The 19,372-nt window shown below is 43.5% G+C and carries 12 protein-coding genes and 1 pseudogene; 7 read left to right on the forward strand and 6 right to left on the reverse strand.

Annotation, left to right across the window (positions count from 1 at the left end):
• Positions 1-606: 606 nt before the first annotated feature.
• Positions 607-2,091 (reverse strand): Dyp-type peroxidase, encoded by a 1,485-nt coding sequence (locus QUA04_RS23675; RefSeq protein WP_333261528.1) that lies wholly within the window; start codon positions 2,089-2,091, stop codon positions 607-609.
• A 966-nt stretch (positions 2,092-3,057) separates the two neighbouring features.
• Between QUA04_RS23675 and QUA04_RS23680 the strand changes: the two genes are divergently transcribed.
• From QUA04_RS23680 to QUA04_RS23695, 4 genes and pseudogenes are all read left to right on the forward strand, one after another.
• Entirely contained in the window at positions 3,058-5,313 is a 2,256-nt protein-coding gene (locus QUA04_RS23680; protein WP_333261531.1) for a TOMM precursor leader peptide-binding protein, read from the forward strand.
• A 143-nt stretch (positions 5,314-5,456) separates the two neighbouring features.
• Complete coding sequence (locus QUA04_RS23685; protein WP_333261534.1) at positions 5,457-6,536, forward strand: amidohydrolase family protein; 1,080 nt, start codon at positions 5,457-5,459, stop codon at positions 6,534-6,536.
• A 71-nt stretch (positions 6,537-6,607) separates the two neighbouring features.
• Entirely contained in the window at positions 6,608-11,968 is a 5,361-nt protein-coding gene (locus QUA04_RS23690; RefSeq protein ID WP_333261537.1) for an AAA family ATPase, read from the forward strand.
• A gap of 409 nt (positions 11,969-12,377) precedes the next feature.
• Positions 12,378-12,653 (forward strand): annotated as a pseudogene (locus tag QUA04_RS23695) (helix-turn-helix domain-containing protein); the annotation flags it as partial.
• A 456-nt stretch (positions 12,654-13,109) separates the two neighbouring features.
• Here QUA04_RS23695 and QUA04_RS23700 read toward each other — a convergent pair.
• The 3 genes from QUA04_RS23700 to QUA04_RS23710 form a co-directional block, all read right to left on the reverse strand.
• Positions 13,110-14,198, reverse strand: coding sequence for a fatty acid desaturase (locus tag QUA04_RS23700; protein WP_333261539.1), 1,089 nt, complete (start codon positions 14,196-14,198; stop codon positions 13,110-13,112).
• A gap of 30 nt (positions 14,199-14,228) precedes the next feature.
• Positions 14,229-14,411: a hypothetical protein gene (locus QUA04_RS23705; RefSeq protein ID WP_333261542.1), complete on the reverse strand. Its 183-nt coding sequence runs from the start codon at positions 14,409-14,411 to the stop codon at positions 14,229-14,231.
• 381 nt (positions 14,412-14,792) lie between these two features.
• Positions 14,793-14,975 (reverse strand): hypothetical protein, encoded by a 183-nt coding sequence (locus tag QUA04_RS23710; protein ID WP_333261545.1) that lies wholly within the window; start codon positions 14,973-14,975, stop codon positions 14,793-14,795.
• 76 nt (positions 14,976-15,051) lie between these two features.
• Between QUA04_RS23710 and QUA04_RS23715 the strand changes: the two genes are divergently transcribed.
• Positions 15,052-15,291: a hypothetical protein gene (locus QUA04_RS23715; protein ID WP_333261548.1), complete on the forward strand. Its 240-nt coding sequence runs from the start codon at positions 15,052-15,054 to the stop codon at positions 15,289-15,291.
• A gap of 100 nt (positions 15,292-15,391) precedes the next feature.
• Positions 15,392-15,859 carry a hypothetical protein gene (locus tag QUA04_RS23720; RefSeq protein WP_190734193.1) on the forward strand — a complete coding sequence of 156 codons (468 nt, stop codon included), beginning with the start codon at positions 15,392-15,394 and terminating at the stop codon, positions 15,857-15,859.
• Between the two features lie 74 nt (positions 15,860-15,933).
• On the opposite strand, the gene thiO is transcribed toward QUA04_RS23720, so the two are convergent.
• Both thiO and QUA04_RS23730 read right to left on the reverse strand, forming a co-directional pair.
• On the reverse strand, positions 15,934-17,031 hold the full coding sequence (gene thiO, locus QUA04_RS23725; protein ID WP_333261551.1) for a glycine oxidase ThiO: 1,098 nt from the start codon (positions 17,029-17,031) through the stop codon (positions 15,934-15,936).
• A 151-nt stretch (positions 17,032-17,182) separates the two neighbouring features.
• Positions 17,183-17,521 carry a 2Fe-2S iron-sulfur cluster-binding protein gene (locus tag QUA04_RS23730; protein WP_333107358.1) on the reverse strand — a complete coding sequence of 113 codons (339 nt, stop codon included), beginning with the start codon at positions 17,519-17,521 and terminating at the stop codon, positions 17,183-17,185.
• A 117-nt stretch (positions 17,522-17,638) separates the two neighbouring features.
• On the opposite strand from QUA04_RS23730, the gene cimA reads away from it, so the two are divergent.
• Positions 17,639-19,255: a citramalate synthase gene (gene cimA / locus QUA04_RS23735; protein ID WP_333261554.1), complete on the forward strand. Its 1,617-nt coding sequence runs from the start codon at positions 17,639-17,641 to the stop codon at positions 19,253-19,255.
• Positions 19,256-19,372: the final 117 nt, after the last annotated feature.

Consider the following 19,372-nt stretch of genomic DNA (forward strand, 5'->3'; position numbering starts at 1 on the left):
AACTTATATTTAACCAAGCTTGAATATATTGATCGCTCCTGCTCTTGGTTCGCGATCAATTATTCAGCAAGCCCTATATATAGCGTGCATCTCAAAAACAAACACTACGAATCGAAACCCCTCAGGGTCGAAAATACAGAGTATCTGACAAGGGCGTGCTTGTCGCGATCGCTTTATTAGATTTATTAAGCGACCGCTGCTCTTTCTTAGCACGCTACATATAGCGCAATACGGTTCAGTTAAGAGCAATCTGACTTCTAAAAGATGCCTGTATTTCCCATAAAATCGTGAGGTTAAATTCGTCGGACAGCGTTAACTGAACCGTATTGACATATAGCGTGCTTGCGTAAGTCCTGTGGGAGTCGGAGTGATTTCGGGGATGACGGGATTGTTACATCTCTTTACATTTGGGTTTGGGACAGCTCGTATTCATGCTTACCTTCTATTGTATGTTATGCAAGCTTTTTACTTTTTCTGCTTGCTTCAATAAATCTGCCTGGGAGTGGCGGTTTCGTTATATTTCTTTACATCCTGTCCTATTTTGTCCGTATCCCGGCTTTACCCCTAAAGGGGATATTTAAGCCGGATTTGGTATAATCGCGTGTTTTATTTCACGGCGATCGCTGAAATATTTTTCAGAAAACTAATGCTAGGAGCAAAAAAGAATTCGCCTCCTTTCATCGTGACAAAATTATAAAAATCGAACGGTACTTTCTCGTCCTTCCCCCACTCTTTCGGCCACGCTTGCCCTTCAATTTGTTTTTTTCCTTGACCTGCAATGCCGTCCAAGCCTGTTGTATAGTTGACAAAATGCTGATTATTCGCCCAGTTTTTTTGCATAAACATAAACTGGTTGAAAATGTCGCGCTGAAAACATAGAAACAGCAATCCTACTTTTTCGCCTGACGCTGGCTGAACCTTCAGCTCTTTTAAATGTTCCAGTTGATTTTCAAATCGCGAGAGTTTTGACAGGGAGTTATCCCGTGCATTCGGCATCTCGCCATAGCTAACTGCTCGACGAACAATTCGACGCTGGCGGTGTTCTTCTAAGGTTTGGTATTTGTCGTTTTTGTCGCCGCGCGGATTTGCTTTGCGGATGTGTGCGTGAAAGGGACATTTCATTCCGTCGCGATCGCCATCATAATTGAAATTATTAGGAACTGTATCGGTATTTTGTTCCGATGGAGAAAGCGTCACTGGCGTTCCGTCTCTGAACCGCCCCACAACTAAAGCACCTGCCCTTTCTATATCTTGATCTGACAATCGCAGCTTTTTAGCCAGTTCTCTCTCTGCTTCTCTGAACCCTCGCACATTTTGTTCGAGCTTTCGGTAGACGCAATAGCTGCCAAAGCTATGCTCCCCCTCACCGAAAGGATCTTTTACAAGCACTAATTCTAAAGGTGCAGAAGCATCCCACAAATCAGTACCTTGTTTTTTTGCTAGCTCAATATCTTCTTTTAAAAATCGAGGCTGGCTGACACCATCTCTGAACCCAAAATGTTCAATAGTCTGCCCTTTTTTATTTTTGAGGACAATGCCTACTTCTGTATGAACAATCTCTGCGACGCGCCCAACTTCTTCTATGACCTGTTTTGCCTGTTTTTCCAGGTTGTCGCGATCGTTATCAGCCAAGAGAATGAAAGCATGAATTTCATCTTGAAAACCTTCTTCCCATTCTTCAAGTGGAGGATCTTCTAACTTTTGCTGGACGGCAAGTGATTGAAGGCCAACAAGAAAATTCCAACACGGAAATTTCCCCTTTTCGCTTTTCCCTTTCAAATCGAAACCCAAAGCTTTATACCCTTTATAAGAAAGGAGAAAACCGGCAAATAGACTGCCGGATTCTGTCCCTTCACTTTGTTTATATTTAGCACTATATTCGATTTGATTTTTGGCGGAAGTGACAAAATTTTCGCCGAAATGACTAATCCATTTTCTGGCCGCCTCATGCTCTGATTTGAAGTTTACGAAAATATGTGCCGAGTAGTTTCGTTCGTGACCTTTGAGGATATTTCCCTGCAAGTCTTCTAATAGGGGCTGATATGTCGGATCTTGAGGATCGATATAGGTTTGGTTCAAGTCTACGGACACAGATTCCTCCAAAGTGCGTTTAGGAGCGGGTTTGTCCCGTTCCTAGCAATATTATAATTCTAAATAGCCAGCTTCCTTGCTAATGCACAGGGACAGTCTAAGTGAGTAATCAATACCCTACTAAAATAGACCTCTTGCAAAAAAAATATGTGTTATCCTTAAGAGTTTGCTCAAGTTTAGGTAAAACTTTGAATTATTGGGTTGATTGGCATCTCCTTAAACTTGCCGGGCCTGCTAGATTTAAAAATTGCCTAAACTTTCCATAGTAGCACAAAATTACTTTGCAAGAGGTCTAATATTTATGTCAACTATTGTTGATGATATTTTACAAATTTCTATTTTCAATAAAGTATGATAATCTTTTTTATAGCGAAGTAGAAAATCTGTATTTCGCTGAATCATCAACAAGGTAAAATCATGCCAAACACATACCCTCCAGACTTACAGACTGCCTGGGCTCATGTTGTCGCCCGTGCTTGGACAGATCCAGAGTTTTTTAAACTCTTGACACATGACCCGAAAGCAGCATTAGAGTCAGATCCGCACAACCCGCACCATCATACGATTCTGTCGCATGGTGGTGCTGTCTTTCCACTTCCTACATTACCGGCAAGGTTACATAATTCAAGCGTAGAAGAGCTCGCCGCGTTTGCCGATCACGAAGGATTCTTCGGAATCCTGCGGTTTACTTGAACTCAGAACCTACCTAGAGCGTCGGTTTAGTAATTATTATAGTAACTGGGTTTCTTTGTTAGTATTCCAAGATTCCGCTCTTTAAAAGTAACAGAAATCCCGTTTCTTTACCCACAAGTCAATACTGAACCGACGCTCTACTTGCGATCGCTCTTAATAAATTGAATTGTACTGTCCTCTGTCCGGTAACAGACAATTTATAGAACCGGACAGTATCACCCTTTACCAAATATAAGGAGATTAACATCTCAGATACAATACTTAAAAACAAAAATGATTCGCCAACCGAAGTTTAAGCAGTGTTATCGTTGCGAAATAGTTCCCTCAGAAGGCTGCTTTTTAATTAATGAAAAAGAATATTTTCTGCTTCGCGGGTCTGCTTACATAATGCTGGCCCCGCTTCTTGACGGACAACACGCAATAGAAGAAATTATCAACCTTCTTCAGGAGCAACTATCGGCTCCCGAAATATTCTATCTGCTCGATCGCCTGCAAAGTCAAGGCTATATTACAGATGCCGATCCCTCCGTACCCGCCGAAAAAGCAGCTTTTTGGGAAATGCTAAAGGTAGAGCCAGAGATAGCTGAAAAACGCCTCAAGGAAACGACTGTTTCTGTAGTTTCCTTGGGTGAAATCGACACCGAACCATTCAAAGCAATGCTCGGATCAGTGGGAGTTAAACTCGGCGAAAATAGCGATCGCTCGGTGGTGCTAACTGACGATTACCTGCAAGAAGATTTAGAAGAAATTAATCAAAAAGCCTTGCAGAACGATCGCCCCTGGATGCTCGTTAAACCATTAGGAATAGAAATTTGGATCGGCCCGATTTTTATCCCCGGCAAAACTGGCTGCTGGGAATGTTTAGCGCACCGACTGCGATCGCACCGCAAAGTAGAAAATTACCTGCAAAACAAAAAAAACACCGCATCCTTCCCCACTTCTTTATCTGCATTGCCATCAACCCTAGCTACAGCCTACGGGATCGCCGCCACCGAACTTGCTAAATGGATTGCCTGCGATCGCAGCGAATCTCTCGAAAGCAATATTATCACCTTAAACGCGCTTTCTCTGGAAAAACGCCATCACTTTCTCGTGCAGCGTCCCCAATGTCCGTGCTGCGGAAACCCGCAAGATTTCGCAACCAAACAATCAGCACCCATCGCTCTTTCTAGTCGTAAGAAATCTTTTACTCGCGATGGCGGACACCGCTGCATCTCGCCAGAAAAAACATTGAAAAACTTAGAGCATCACGTCAGCCCCATTACTGGTATTATCAGCATTCTTCAGCGAATTTCTACCTGGGAGGAAGAAAACGGACTGACAACTTCCTACCGTGCCGGTTACAGTTTAGTCGGCGCGATCGCAGACTTAAATGAATTGCAAGAAAGCCTGCGTAGCGAATCTTACGGTAAGGGAAAAAGCGACACTCAGGCAAAAGTCAGCGCCTTGAGCGAAGCAATCGAGCGCTACTCCATCGCATTTCAAGGAGATGAAGCCAGAATTCGAGCCAAGTTAAAAGACTTGGAAGGTGTCGCAATTCACCCAAATACTTGTATGCTTTATAGCGAAAAGCAGTTTTCAAATCGCGAGCAATTGAATAGCGATCGCATCAGATTTAACTGGATTCCAGAACCATTCAACCAAGAGGTAGAAATCGAGTGGAGTCCAGCTTGGTCGTTAACTTACAACGCGCCTCGATACATCCCCACTGCCTACTGTTACAGCGGTTATTCCCAAAAATATCATGCCCCCTTTGCGGTTGCCAACTCCAATGGATGCGCCGCCGGAAACTACTTAGAAGAAGCAATCCTGCAAGGCTTCATGGAATTAGTAGAACGAGACAGTATTGCCCTGTGGTGGTATAATCAATTAAAAAAACCAATAGTAGATATTTCCAGCTTTGACGATCCGTATTTTCAGGAAATAGAGGCGCATTACAAAACGCTTCAGCGCGACCTCTGGGTACTCGACCTTACCAGCGATTTAAACATTCCCGTATTTGCCGCTATTTCGCGCCGCAATGACCGTGAAGAAGAGAATATTATTATGGGTTTCGGGGCACATTTTGACCCGCAAATAGCCCTGCTACGGGCCTTAACCGAACTGAATCAATCGCTGCCTGCTGCGTTTTTTGGCATACTCGATCCAAAAAGTGCCGCTCGCGATCGCGACAGAGAAGCGATCGAATGGTGGAAGAGCGCAACAGTCGCTCAACACCCCTATTTATTGCCATACAAAACAGCCCCCTCAAAAACACCCACAGACTATCTCAAACAGTGGAGCGACGATCTTTATACAGACGTAATGAACTGCGTAGAAATTGCCCGAACAAACGGATTAGAAACAATTGTTTTAGACCAAAGCCGCCCTGATTTAGGCTTATCTGTTGTTAAAGTAATTGTACCCGGACTGCGGCATTTTTGGCCTAGATTGGGTGCAGGTCGGCTGTACGACGTTCCCGTTAAAATGGGTTGGCTAGCTGAAGCTTTGACTGAGGAAAAATTGAATCCCCTATCGGCTTTTTTCTGAGAGGTTTAGGTTTATGGTTAAGGCAATTCTAAATCATTTGTATAAATTTGTAGGGGCGGAGCCCCCGTGCCCGCCCCCAAAGATGGGGCAACCACAGGGGGATTGCCCCTACAAAGGTTTTCACATTTCAAAAATCTAAATCTATGTTGAAGCCCTATCAAATCATCGATGCAGATTGCCACGTTTTAGAGCCGATCGATCTGTGGAAAAATTACCTCGAACCAGCCTTTAAAAACCGGGCACCATCGCTCGATCTAAAAGTTGATGGTCAACCGATTTATCAGAAGATAACCCGCCAACACCAAGAGGAAGGGCTGAAAGTGGCAATCCGAGATTTCACCAGCTACGGAATCGATCGCTACGATCCCTGTTCTCAGGTAAAGGCGATCGCGAAAATGGGAGCTGATATCGCATTTTTGTATCCCACAATGGGACTGTGGCTGCTTGCCGTCGATACAATGGATGCACAACTGGCAGGTGCATTTACCCGCGCCTACAACAATTGGCTGCGAGACTTTTGCAGCTATGACCCCCAGATTCTTAGAGGAGTTGGTGCGATTAATCTCCACGCTCCCGAAGAAATGCTGCCAGAACTGCGTCGCATCGCAGAATTTGGATGGAAAGCCGTGTTTTTGCGCCCCAACCCAGTCAAGGGACGACTGCTTTCCGACCCCGCTTACGAGCCATTTTGGAGCGAATGCGAGCAGTTGGGAATTGCCGTCAGCCTGCACGAAGGCACTCATTCCCATCTACCAACCACCGGCTCGGATCGGTTTAACACCCGATTTGCCATGCACGCCTGTTCGCATCCAATGGAACAGATGATGGCGCTGTTGGCCCTCATCGAAGGAGGAGTGTTGGAACGCCATCCCCAACTCAGAGTAGGCTTTCTAGAGTCGGGTTGCGGCTGGCTACCCTACTGGCTGTGGCGGCTCGATCGCGAGTATTGCGACCTCGGCTGGGAAGTCAAAGACAATGTTAAAATGAAGCCTTCAGAGTATTTTCGCCGTCAGTGCTTCATCTCATTTGAACCTTCTGAGCCTTATTTAGCTGAGACAATTGACTACATCGGCACGGATAACCTGATCTTCGGTTCTGATTTCCCTCACATCGATCATCACCCAGACATTATCGGGGAAGTTGTAGCATTGAGCGATCGCCTATCCGAAAAAACCGTGAAAAAAATCCTCTGGGACAATCCCTTTCGCTTTTATGGAGGGTAAAAATAAATATTTTATGTAAAGAATCGATTACAGAGCCACTTTTTGAATCCACATACTCTCTTAACGAAGTTATGAACCCCAAAATCCTCGGCTACGAGATTCTTTCAGAAATCTATGAAAGTTCCAACTCCTGTGTTTTTCGGGGATACCGAGAGTCAGACAATCAACCCGTTATCTTTAAAATCCTGAAAGAAGATTATCCAACACCCGCAGAACTGACCCGATATAAACAGGAATATGAAATCACCCGTTCTCTGGATATTGATAGTATTATCAAAGTCTATGAGTTGCAGAAATATCAGAATACTCTCCTAATGATTTTGGAGGATTTTGGGGGCAAGTCCTTAAAGATATTGATGGCAGAAAGAAAGTTCGGGATGGAAGAATTTTTAAGGAGTGGTATAAAGATTTCTGAAAGTCTGGGCGCTATTCACGCTGCCAATATCATCCACAAGGATATTAACCCCTCTAACATAGTTTTTAACCGAGAAACCGGGCTACTCAAAATCATCGACTTTGGAATTTCGACAGTATTATTGCGCGAAAATCCCACGATTCGCAATCCGAATGTCTTAGAAGGAACCTTAGCCTATATGTCTCCGGAGCAAACCGGCAGAATGAACCGACCGCTGGATTACCGAACTGATTTCTATTCCCTGGGCGTAACGTTCTATGAACTGCTTACCCAGAAACTCCCTTTTGAAACAACCGATGCAATGGAGTTGGTTCACTGTCATATTGCAAAAGAACCTGTACCGCCTCACGAACAAATGGCTGAGATTCCCTTAGCCGTTTCAACTATTGTGATGAAATTATTAGCGAAAACGGCTGAAGAACGATATCAAAGTGCCTGGGGGTTAAAATCAGATTTGGAATCTTGTCTGAATCAATTACAGGCTACAGGCGATATTTCTAATTTCTCCCTCGGCTCTCAGGATATTTCTGATAAGTTCCAAATTCATCAAAAACTCTATGGCAGAGAGCGAGAAATTGAAACTCTACTAGCAGCCTTTGATCGAGTAGCAGCAGCTTCAGCAGAAGAAAATTCCCCAGACCCACAAGACTCTTCAAAATCCCAAATCGAAATGATGTTGGTAGCGGGTTATTCGGGCATTGGAAAGTCAGTACTGGTGCAGGAACTCTATAAACCTATCACGCAGCAGAAAGGTTATTTCAGCTCGGGGAAATTTGACCAATTTCAGCGTAATATTCCCTACTCTGCTGTCGTCAGAGTATTTTCTGAACTGGCACGACAAATCTTAACTGAAAGTGAATTGCAACTTAACAACTGGCGAGAAAAGCTTTTAGCTGCCTTGGGTCAAAATGGACAGGTGATTATTGATGTCATTCCCGAATTAGAGCTGATTGTTGGCAAACAGCCGCCCGTGCAAGAACTCGGCCCTACTGAGTCTCAAAACCGCTTTAATTTGGTCTTTCAAAACTTCATTCAGGTATTTTGCCAAAAAGAGCATCCGTTAGTTATCTTTTTGGACGATCTTCAGTGGGCAGACTCCGCCACTCTGAAACTGATCCAACTGATAATGACAGATGAAAATATGCAATATCTGTTGATGATTGGTGCATATCGGGATAATGAAGTCAGCCCAACCCACCCCTTGATAATGACTCTTGACGGCTTAAGAAAGTCAGGAGCTATTATTAACCAAATTATCTTAGCTCCTCTAAAAATAGAGCATATTAACCAGCTAGTTGTTGATAGTTTAAAGTGTGACGATATAGTAGTCAAACCCTTGGCAGATTTGATAGGACGTAAAACCAACGGCAATCCCTTCTTTGTCAATCAATTTCTGAAAACCCTTTATCAGGAAAATCTGCTTAATTTCAGCGTTCCTCAAGCGGGAAGCCAAGGAAGATGGCAATGGAATATCGCTCAAATTGAGGCGATGGATATTACCGAAAACGTAGTGGAGTTGATGCTCCGAAAATTGAAGAAATTCCCGATCGCTACGCAACAAGCTTTACGTTTGGCAGCTTGTGTAGGCAACCGCTTTCAACTGGCAACTCTCGCGATCGTTCACGAAAAATCAGCCGGAGAAACTTTTAGCGACTTAAAGAGCGCAATTCAAGAAGGATTAGTTATTCCCACTTCCGAGTTGGAGATTGCGCCAGAAGAGCTTCAGATTTCTGATGCTCAACTATTAATTCTTAATTTTAAATTTCTGCACGATCGCGTGCAACAGGCTGCTTATGCTCTAATTGATGACGAGCAGAAAAAAGCCGTTCATCTCAAGATTGGTCGGCTACTACTAGAAAAAATATCCCCACAAGAGCGCGATACAAGAATTTTTGAAGTAGCCGATCACCTAAATGTGGGGCGGGAATTAGTTGCCGATTACCAAGAATTAACTGAATTGGCTAAATTGAATTTAGAAGCTGGTAAAAAAGCTAAAGATGCAACGGCTTACGCTGCGGCTAGTCAATATTTTACAGCAGGTTTGGATTGTTTGCGCGGAAATGGCTGGGAGGAGAACTACGAGCTGACTTTATCTCTGTATAAAGAGCTGGCTGACGTTGAATACTTAAAAGGCAACTTTGAGCAGTCAGAAGCTTTGATTAACTTGACACTAGAACGAACCAAATCAGCTCTAGAAAAAGCGGAAATTTACAAATTGTTGATCGTACAATATACCTTGCGTGCCAAGCCATTGGAGGCGATTCAGACAGGCCGAAAAGCTCTTAAGCTAGTGGGTGTTGAATTGCCTGAAGAAGACTTGCAAACTGCTGTTAACATCGAGCTAGAGCAGGCGAAAGAAAATCTGAACGATCGGGATATTGCCTCATTTATTAATCAACAAGAGGTTCAAGATCCAGAAAAAAAGGTTGCCTTACAATTGCTGGCCAATCTGGCAGCACCTACTTTTGTTGCCGATCAAGCTCTCTTTCCTGTAGTTAACCTAAAAGCGTCTAATCTCTCTCTCAAATATGGGCCTTCTTCCGAATCGCCAATTGGCTACGCAAATCACGGACTGGTACTGGTTTCTTTGGGGAATTATCGAGGCGGTTATGAACTAGCTATGTTAGCTCAAAAACTAACAGAAAAAACGAATAATCTGAGTCAAAAATGTAAAATTGCTGTTATTGTCACTACTGAAATTGGGATCTGGGTCAATCATCTAAGATGGGCAGATCCTATTTTAGAGGCGGGGTATTATGCAGGTTTACAATCTGGGGAACTTCAATGGGCTGGATACATTCTTAAGTACAAATTACTCAATGCTTTCTTTCAGGGTAAAAATCTGGAAAACCTGGCAAAGGATATTCCAAACTATTTGAACTTTAACGAAAAAACAGAAAATAATTGGGCTATTGATATCATTCTATCGGGTAAAGCAATAATCTGGAATTTGACTGGGATCGGCTCAGAAAAGTTCAGTTTAAAGACGGACGAAATTAGTAGCAAAGAGCAATATATCGAACGTTGTAAGTCTCATCAAAGTTTCTTAGGAATTTGCACATATAATATTTTTGAATCTCAGGCACTCTACCTGTACGGTAAATATTCGGAAGCTCTCCAGAGTGCTTTGTCAGCGGAAAAACTCCTGATTTATGCGGTCGGTCACAACCAGTTAGCTGAACAGAACTTTTATAGTTCCCTAATTTTAGCGAGTCTCTATCCAGATGTTTCAGAATCAGAACAAAAACACTATTGGAATAAACTAGAATCCAATCAACGGCAGATGAAAATTTGGGCTGACAATTGCCCGGAAAATAACCTGCATAAGTACCTTTTGGTAGCCGCAGAAATGGCCCGTATTGCGGGGGAAAATATAGAAGAAGTGCTGGAATTGTACGATCGCGCGATCGCCTCCGCAAATGAAAACGACTTTATTCAGAATGAAGCCTTAGCCTGTGAACTAGCGGCAAGATTTTGGTTGAGTAAAAATAAAGAGCAGTTTGCCAAATTCTATATGCAGAAGGCTGAGTATGGCTACTTACTTTGGGGGGCTAAGCGTAAAGTAGAGGATTTGCAAGAAAAATATCCCCAATTAGTTAGCAAAACTTCAGCAGCAAAAACCAAAGTTAAGGGGACAACAACGACTTCGACAACTGGCACGGGGGCTAGCGAAGCGCTAGATTTAGCCACAGTCGTGAAAGCTTCTCAAGCTATTGCCGGGGAAATTGTCTTAGATAAATTGCTCGCCAAATTGACAAACCTGATCCTCGAAAATGCCGGGGCGCAAAAAGGCTTCCTCATTCTCTCCGACAACGGAATTTTAAAAATTCAAGCACGAGGAGAAATCGAGCGCGAAGTCCAAGTGCTGCAATCTCTTCCAGTTTCTAGCAGTCAAAATCTCCCCTTGGCAATCGTCAATTACGTCGCTCGCACTCAAGAAAATGTGGTTTTAAGCGAAGCCACGCGAGAAGGAATTTTTACCAACGATCCTTACATTATCGCTCACCAACCTCAGTCAATCTTGTGTAGCGCCATCGTTAATCAAGGCAAACTGACTGGCATTCTTTATTTAGAAAATAACATCGCGATCGGTGCTTTTACACCAGAACGCCTGGAAGTTGTGAAAATCCTTTCTTCTCAAGCTGCTATCTCCCTTGAAAACGCCCTTCTCTATCGCACTCTAGAACAAAAAGTCGATGAACGCACTGCCCAATTAGCATCAGCCAACCAAGAAATTACGGTGCTTAACGAGCGTCTGAAAGCTGACAATATCCGAATGAGTGCTGAGCTAGACGTAACGCGCCGACTGCAACAAATGATTTTGCCGAAAGAGGGCGAACTCAGTAATATTCCCGGACTTGATATTGCTGGTTTTATGGAACCCGCCGACGAGGTAGGTGGCGATTACTACGATGTACTACAATACGGCGATCGCATCAAAATTGGCATCGGCGACGTAACGGGACACGGATTAGAAAGCGGCGTTTTAATGATTATGGCGCAAACTGCCGTGCGAACGCTAATGGTGAACAATGAAACTGACCCCGTGCGATTTTTAAATGCCATCAATTGCACTCTTTATGACAATGTAAACCGCATGAATTGCGACAGAAACCTCACCCTTTGTTTGCTAGACTATGAGGAGGGGACTCTGCGCTTGAGCGGACAGCACGAAGAGGTGATTGTAGTGCGGTGTAGTGGCGAAGTGGAACGAATCGATACGATGGATTTAGGCTTCCCGATCGCTTTAGACTCAGACATTGCCGATTTCATTCTATCAACTGAAGTCCACTTAAATCCGGGAGATGTGGTGGTGCTTTACACTGACGGAATTACAGAAGCGAAAAATGAACAAGGCTTGTTATACGGTGTGGAACCACTGATAGAATCCATCTGCCGAAATCGTGATCGCACTGCTGAAGAAATCCGCCAAGCTGCGATTGATGACTTGCGCTATTACATCGGCGAACAAAAAGTGTTTGATGATATTACCTTAGTGATACTTAAGCAGAAGTAGCCTCGGCGGGGAGACTGGGCTGTTTCATTCTCGGCTCATTCATCAAGTCATGGAGGCAGCTATTCCTTACCGTACAGATTGGGTGATTGAAAATGCGAGCCAAGAAGGCCTAAAAATAGCGAAGCTGTCATCAACCGCCAAGTAGCACTTCAAACCCTTACCTGATAAGGCATTGCGATTAATGTTACACTTTTTTACACATATCTCGGCTCAATACCCTATTCACATGACACAAGTGAATTAATACCATTTTGCCAAATAAGTGCTGCAATGTCAGAAAATTAAGGGATTTTTTAGGAAGGTCAACTATCAAGAAAGAATTGATGTAACAGTCAAGGAGTTGAAAATAATTTTGTCACAACAACCAACTGTAATTAATCGACAAAAAATTTAAGCACTTTATTGCTTAAAAGCTGGCTATAGTCTAAGTCTGACAGATGTAGCTGAACGTTTAGGGGTACATAGAGTTACTGTACATAGATGGTTAAAAAAATATAGTATTGGCGGTCTATCAGGATTGTTAGAAATACGGCAATCAACGGGTAGACCGCGAGTAATTCCCTCGGGCGTAATAGCTGGATTGTCAAAAAAAAAATTAAGTGATGAGTCCTGTGACTTCAAGAGTTATAAGCAAATTGCGAAATGGGTGGAAAACAACTTGTCAGCCCTAGCTACTGTTGCATGATTTTTGAAAATTGGTATCAGTTAAAAGTTAGTTTGTTAGCAGATTACCTCAGCCAAGAGCTTAAACATGCCTCTGTTAAGCTGAAATTTATTTAGTTGACTCCTCAATTCAAACACCCATTGATTCTCTTTTTATCTAGTGATCGCCTGAGTCAGACTGTTGGTGATCCCCAGATCCTTAATGCGCTATATATAGCGTCATTGCGTAAGTCCTGTTGGTGCAAATAAACTGGTCACGAGGAGGGCGGGTTTTGTCAGAATAACAGGCTGCTAGCATAGCTCCCGGTTAAACCCGCCAGACCCATCTAATGTTTATTTGTAACCACCTACTTAACTAGGAAAGTTACTGTTAAAATTTATCGCACTAGCTGCATCCCTAATCATAGGATTGTGGTGAGAAAAAAGCAACCAAATTTATTGCCAACCGATTTTAATTAGCTACATTACTGAAGGGAATTTATTCTGGTTGTTGAAACAATTTAATCGATTGCAGACTATCTGAAGCAGCATCCCAAAGAATGAATTTGAAGCAGTCAGGAATATCACGAATTGTCAGGGATTTTGAATTAGCCAGCAGGTGATTATTAGCATGGTGACAAGCTTGAAGATTATAGTTAGGTATTCGCTCAGAAAGATGATGAATATTGTGGTAAGCAATATCAGCAGAAAACCAATTGAGAAGAGTCGGTAATTTTAGGTAACTACTGCCTTCAATTGCGCCGAGAAGATAGTCCCAACCTTCGGCTTTATGAGCGTAAGAACCGTCAAAATTATGCTGAACAAAGAAAATACAGATAAATATCGCTGCAGAACAGGTCATGACAATTGAGTAAACACTCCAGAAAAAGCCAAATCCCAGTAAGTTGCTCAGATAAATCCAGCTACCAACAACACAAATATTGTTGAACAGTAAATCCCAAAATTCAGCCGTCGTATACCAATGTTTGGATTTATAAGAAACAATGATTGCAGATAAACCCATGCCAAAATCTTGATTGAGACAAGCAAAAATATGTCGGATAAAACCCGTACTTCCCAAGATTAGCGCGAGTCGTGGCTTAATAATTAGATAGAAAAAACCACCGGGAAACAGCATCAATGGGTGTCTGAGTAACTTATACATCTTTTGACTAAATGGACTTAGCGCCGCAAATTTATCGGTGGATATCAACGCCGAAGGGCCTCGGTACATATCCCAATTACCATTATGTTTGTGGTGATAAGCGTGCCCCCTCGACCAGGGGTACTGAGGAATCGCATTGATGATACCTAGCAGAAAACCCATAATGCGATTGACTTTTTTGGAACTAAAAAGAGAATAGTGTCCGCAATCGTGCATCAAAGAGAAACAACGTCCTGAAAAAAGTGTCATCAACACCATTATCGGCGGAAGAAGGAATACAGAAATGGCAGCCGCTTTAAATGCTAAAAACCATAAGCATATATAAGGAACCACTGTATTGAGTATTTGGCAACTAGCTTTCAAGTTGTTGCTCTTCATATAAGGAGCTAGCACAAAATCCGACTTTTTGATCGCGCTTTTCATTCAGTATATCTATGGTGTGTGGATAAGTGCTTAGCTTAGCATCAGGATAGGATGGCTATTTGGGGCATTTTTTTGTTGCAGGTAATTGGGTGAATTGCTGTTGAAAATTGACCCATACTTTACCAAAATGCTGATAATATTTAGTTCATTAGCTCCTCCTTTGGATGGTTTCGGCAAGCTGAAGCTCATCCCAGCTTTGACGTACTTAATCATAACAAACTGCTGGAATAATTGCTAATCCTTGCAACAGATTAATTGCTATTTTCTCCTTACCTGTTAGGAGAATAATAATTTATTTAGTGGCATTTTAGGTGGTCATGATTTCCAGCAAATGTGAGATAGGGGATGGCTCTATTAACCGTCGTTGCAGAGGATCATCTTTGCTCGACAATTTAGTTAGGAATGGTAAGTGATGCGGAACTGTATCAACCTGCCACTTCACAGGTGTATTGATAGGCAAATTTACATGAAAAATAACCAGGCATCAACCAGGCGTGAAAAATCCATTTCAAGCAGTGTATCCAATGGTCAGCATATTTTGGGTGAATGAACAGATTCTGTCAATACCCAAAGCTACCTTGCCGCTTGTTATCTTCAACTTGCATTGGTTTCTTGCCGCAGCACAGTCGCAGATTTTACCATATTTTTCAGTGCGGCAACAGTCTGCAATAAAGTATCTGTCTCTAATTTCCCAGTCAAAAATGCTTTCAGGGCTTTCTTTATTTCCCGGTTGTTACCAATCCGAGGATATTCCCATGTCTCAGCGAGAATCGTCATAACTCAACGTTGTTTGCAGAAAAAACTGTGAAGCCTGTCAGCCGCCGAACAAATTGCTGCACCGGAAGGCATTAATATGATTGGTTGGTTGCACGATCGACCTTCGGTGATGTATGTCGCTATTTTTGCTTGCATCGTCTGTGCCACACTTTACCGTACCGGGTTCTACCCCAACTCGATCGCAGGTTCAAAAGTTGGGCTACTCGCGAAAACTTTTTCTTGGCGGGCTATAGGGGCGATCGACAAACGGCCCATCTCGGAAACCAAAGCTGACACAACATCCAGAACCGCAAAGGATTTTGGCTCAACTCCTTGAGAATAGAATTTGAGGAGCGATCGCAATTGCCTGCGTTTTTTGTGCTCGGAGATAGCTCGGATTTGCTACAATCTAATCGCACACGCGACAAGAAGGGATTATGACCGAACTATTAGATGAGACGCTTTCTATTGAAATGGCCGCTCGCATCAAAAGCAACCGTAAAAACTGCTTTGACAACGCCTGTAAAGCAGCGTTAGCCACCGAGGGCGCGATTTATGTTCAAGGCTTTTTAGCCGTGCCGGGAGTGCCATATAAACCCATCGAATATAGCTGGATTGAACTCGACGAGCGAATTGTTGACCCAACCTTTCCCCATCTCGGTTTCATCGCTCAAGACATTCATTACTTCCCAGTCCAGCGCTTCAGCGTCAAGAAGCTCAAAGCAATCCTAGAAGAATCAAAAGAAGATTATCCTGAAGACGACCCGCTGCCAATTTACGGTAATCAACCTTATGAATATTACGGCGATTTGATGTTAGGCGGTAGCGATTACCAAAATGCTTACGATTTGGCTGCCGCTAAATGCAGGGAATTAAACCAACCCAAAAAACAGGATGCAAACTAATTCAAGACTTACCAAAAAATGGTTGGATGTGCCTATTATAGCAGTAAGGTACGTTGCACCCTACGTATAGAGGTTCAAGTAAGTGCTGAAGCTCGAAATCTCGAATAATTAAAAGCAGCCAATAACGGATCTAACTTTTGTTCCCACATCAAATCCGCCAACAATTTAGCCGTCACCGGAGCCAACAAAATGCCATTGCGGTAATGCCCCGCAGCCAGCGTCAAATTCTCCCAAGCACTAGCACCCAAAATCGGCAACTCATCAGGAGTAGCCGGCCGAAATCCCCACCAAAACTCCAGTATCGGGTAATTTTGTAATTCGGGATATAACTTAATCGCTCCTGCTAGCAAACTTTGGATTCCCGCAGGCGTATTTCCCGGCGTGAAATCGACATTTTCGCTAGTTGCACCAATAATAATTCTGCCATCTTGACGTGGCACAATATAAATGCCAGTCCCGAATAGAACGGTTTGCAGGGGCTGGATAACTCCCCAATCTTCTGGTACACATACTGACAGCATTTGTCCCTTTCTTGGAAAAACAGAAATATCTAATAATTTCTCAGACCAAGGACCGGTAGCCAAAACATAACGGTCTGCTTGTAATTTTCCTGCCGTTGTTTCCACTCCAAAAACTCGGTTTTTCTGCCGAATAATTTCCCCGGCATGGCCTTGAATAATCTCAATCTGCAATTCTTTAGTTGCGGCATGAAGCGTCCGAAATAAAGCGCGGTTGTCTACTTGAGCGTCGTCAGGATACCACCAACCGCCAATTACTTCTTGACCTAATCCAAACTGGTGCTGGCGAACAGTATCTCTGTCCAACCATTGATAATTAAGGTTTGACAAAAGCGGCTTTTCTTGAGGCTCATTTTGACAAACTGGTGCGATAATTCCCGATCGCCAATATCCTGTTTTCAATCCGGTAATATCTTCTAGCCGTTCCACCCAGGCAGGATACAGTGCGCGGCTTTGCAAGCACAAATCCAACATCGGACTGGGGGGAATTCGTTCGGCTTGCGGGGCAAGCATTCCAGCAGCAGCCCGGGCCGTCGGTTGTTTAGAATCGGCGGTGAGAACCGCGACAGATGCCCCTCGCAATTTCAGTTCAACTGCTAGCGAAAGGCCAATTATTCCGCCGCCAATAATCAGAATATCTTTAGATGAATTCATTAACTTTTATATGGACTTTCTGGCTTTTTTGACCTCTCGGGTTTCTTTATGGTAAGGTGCCCCGTGTGCACCTTACAGTTAGAATTCTTGCACAAGTCTTACAGATTATCTGGCAGGGCGATCGTCCTATCTGCCTTCCTTAACAAAAAATCTATGCTTGGGGTTTCCAGACAGTTTCAGAACCTTGACCCCAGAAGCCGTCATATTTTGTCACCTTAATATCGCCTAAAACCTTGGTTTGGCAGGACAAACGGCGGTTGGATGCAGGAGAATGGGGAGGAACCGAAAGTCGGGCTTTTTCGCGCCACTGGGGCTCGGAAACTTCGCCCTCGACGGTGACGGCGCAGGTGCCGCAAGTGCCGAGGCCGTGGCAGTTGATGACTTTGGCGTTGCCGTTGTAGAGATCGATGCCGTTTTTGAGCAAAACTTCACGCAGATTGGCTCCGCGATCGCACTCAAATGTTTTTCCTTGCGCTTGTACCTTGACCACAGCAATTTACCCCAGTTAGATTTATGTTAATTTTCCTATATATTATCGCATTAAATTCAAATAAATTAATCTAATATGGTAAGTGATATATTACCAATTTCTCGATCGCAATTTCCCATGACAAATCGGCTCTGGATCTACGATACCACGCTGCGAGACGGTGCTCAGTGCGAGGGACTCTCCTTATCTCTCGAAGACAAACTGCGAATTGCTCGGCAGTTAGACAGTTTAGGAATTCCCTTTATTGAAGGCGGCTGGCCGGGCGCGAATCCTAAAGACGTACAATTTTTTTGGCGTCTCAAAGAACAGCCCCTAACTCAAGCAGAAGTTGTAGCTTTTTGTTCGACTAGGCGGCCGGGAACTACGGCAGCTAATGATGAAATGTTGCAGGCTATTTTGTCCGCCGGTACTCGCTGGGTGACGCTGTTTGGCAAGTCGTGGGATTTGCACGTTATTGAAAGTTTGAAGACGACGCTAGAAGAAAATCTGGCGATGATTAGAGATACAATTGAATATTTGCGGAGTCAGGGAAGGCGCGTTATTTACGATGCCGAACACTGGTTTGACGGCTACAAACACAATCGAGATTATGCTATTAAAACTTTAGAAGTTGCCGCCGATGCCGGTGCAGAATGGCTTGTGCTTTGCGATACTAACGGGGGTACTTTACCTCACGAAGTCAGTCAGGTTGTTGGCGATGTTTTAGAAGCTTTAGGAACCAATCGCGAAAAATCTTTACAATTAGGAATTCACACTCACAACGACTCTGGAGTTGCGGTTGCTAATGCTTTGGCTGCTGTGCGGGAAGGAGTGAGGATGGTACAGGGAACTATAAACGGTTACGGCGAACGCTGCGGCAATGCCGATTTATGTTCCTTAATTCCTAATTTTCAGCTAAAGTTGGGTCAGAATTGCATTGAAGACGAGCAATTAGTTAGATTAACTCAAGTAAGTCGCTCGATTAGTGAAATTGTCAATCTTGCTCCCGATGATCATGCTCCTTTTGTCGGTCTTTCGGCTTTTGCTCACAAAGGCGGAATTCACGTATCGGCTGTTGAGAAAAATCCGTTAACTTACGAACATTTGGAACCGGAAAAAATTGGCAACAGGCGGCGAATTGTGATTTCCGATCAAGCGGGTTTGAGCAATGTTTTGGCGAAGGCGCGCACTTTTGGCATGGATCTCGATCGCAAAAACCCTGCTTGTCGCCAAATTTTGGAAAAATTGAAAGATTTGGAAAGCCAGGGATATCAATTTGAGGGTGCTGAGGCTTCTTTTGAATTGTTAATGCGGGAGGCCTTGGGAAAGCGCAAGCGTTTATTTGAAATCAAAGGTTTTCAAGTTCACTGCGATAAAGGTAGGGAGGAAACAGTTAATTCTTTAGCAACGGTGAAAGTGACTGTTAACGGTCAAGATATTCTGGAATGCGCGGAGGGAAACGGGCCTGTTTCGGCACTTGATGCGGCTTTGCGGAAGGCTTTGCGGAATTTTTATCCGGCAATTACTGATTTTAACTTAACAGATTATAAGGTGCGAATTCTAGACGGATGTGCGGGAACTTCTGCTAAAACTCGCGTTTTGGCTGAGTTTAGCAACGGTCAAGACCGCTGGACGACTGTTGGGGTTTCTGGTAATATTTTGGATGCTTCTTATCAGGCGGTTGTTGAAGGTTTGGAGTATGGTTTGGTGTTGGGAGATAGGGAGGCGATCGTTTTAACTGTGTCGAGTTATTAGGTTGACGGCGAAGAGAAGTTGCCTGAATATCGATGTTTAAATAGGGCTTGCTGAATAATTGATCGCGAACCAAGAGCAGGAGCGATCAATATATTCAAGCTTGGTTAAATATAAGTT

It is taken from the genome of Microcoleus sp. S13_C5 (assembly GCF_036700845.1).
Classification (GTDB): domain Bacteria; phylum Cyanobacteriota; class Cyanobacteriia; order Cyanobacteriales; family Microcoleaceae; genus Microcoleus.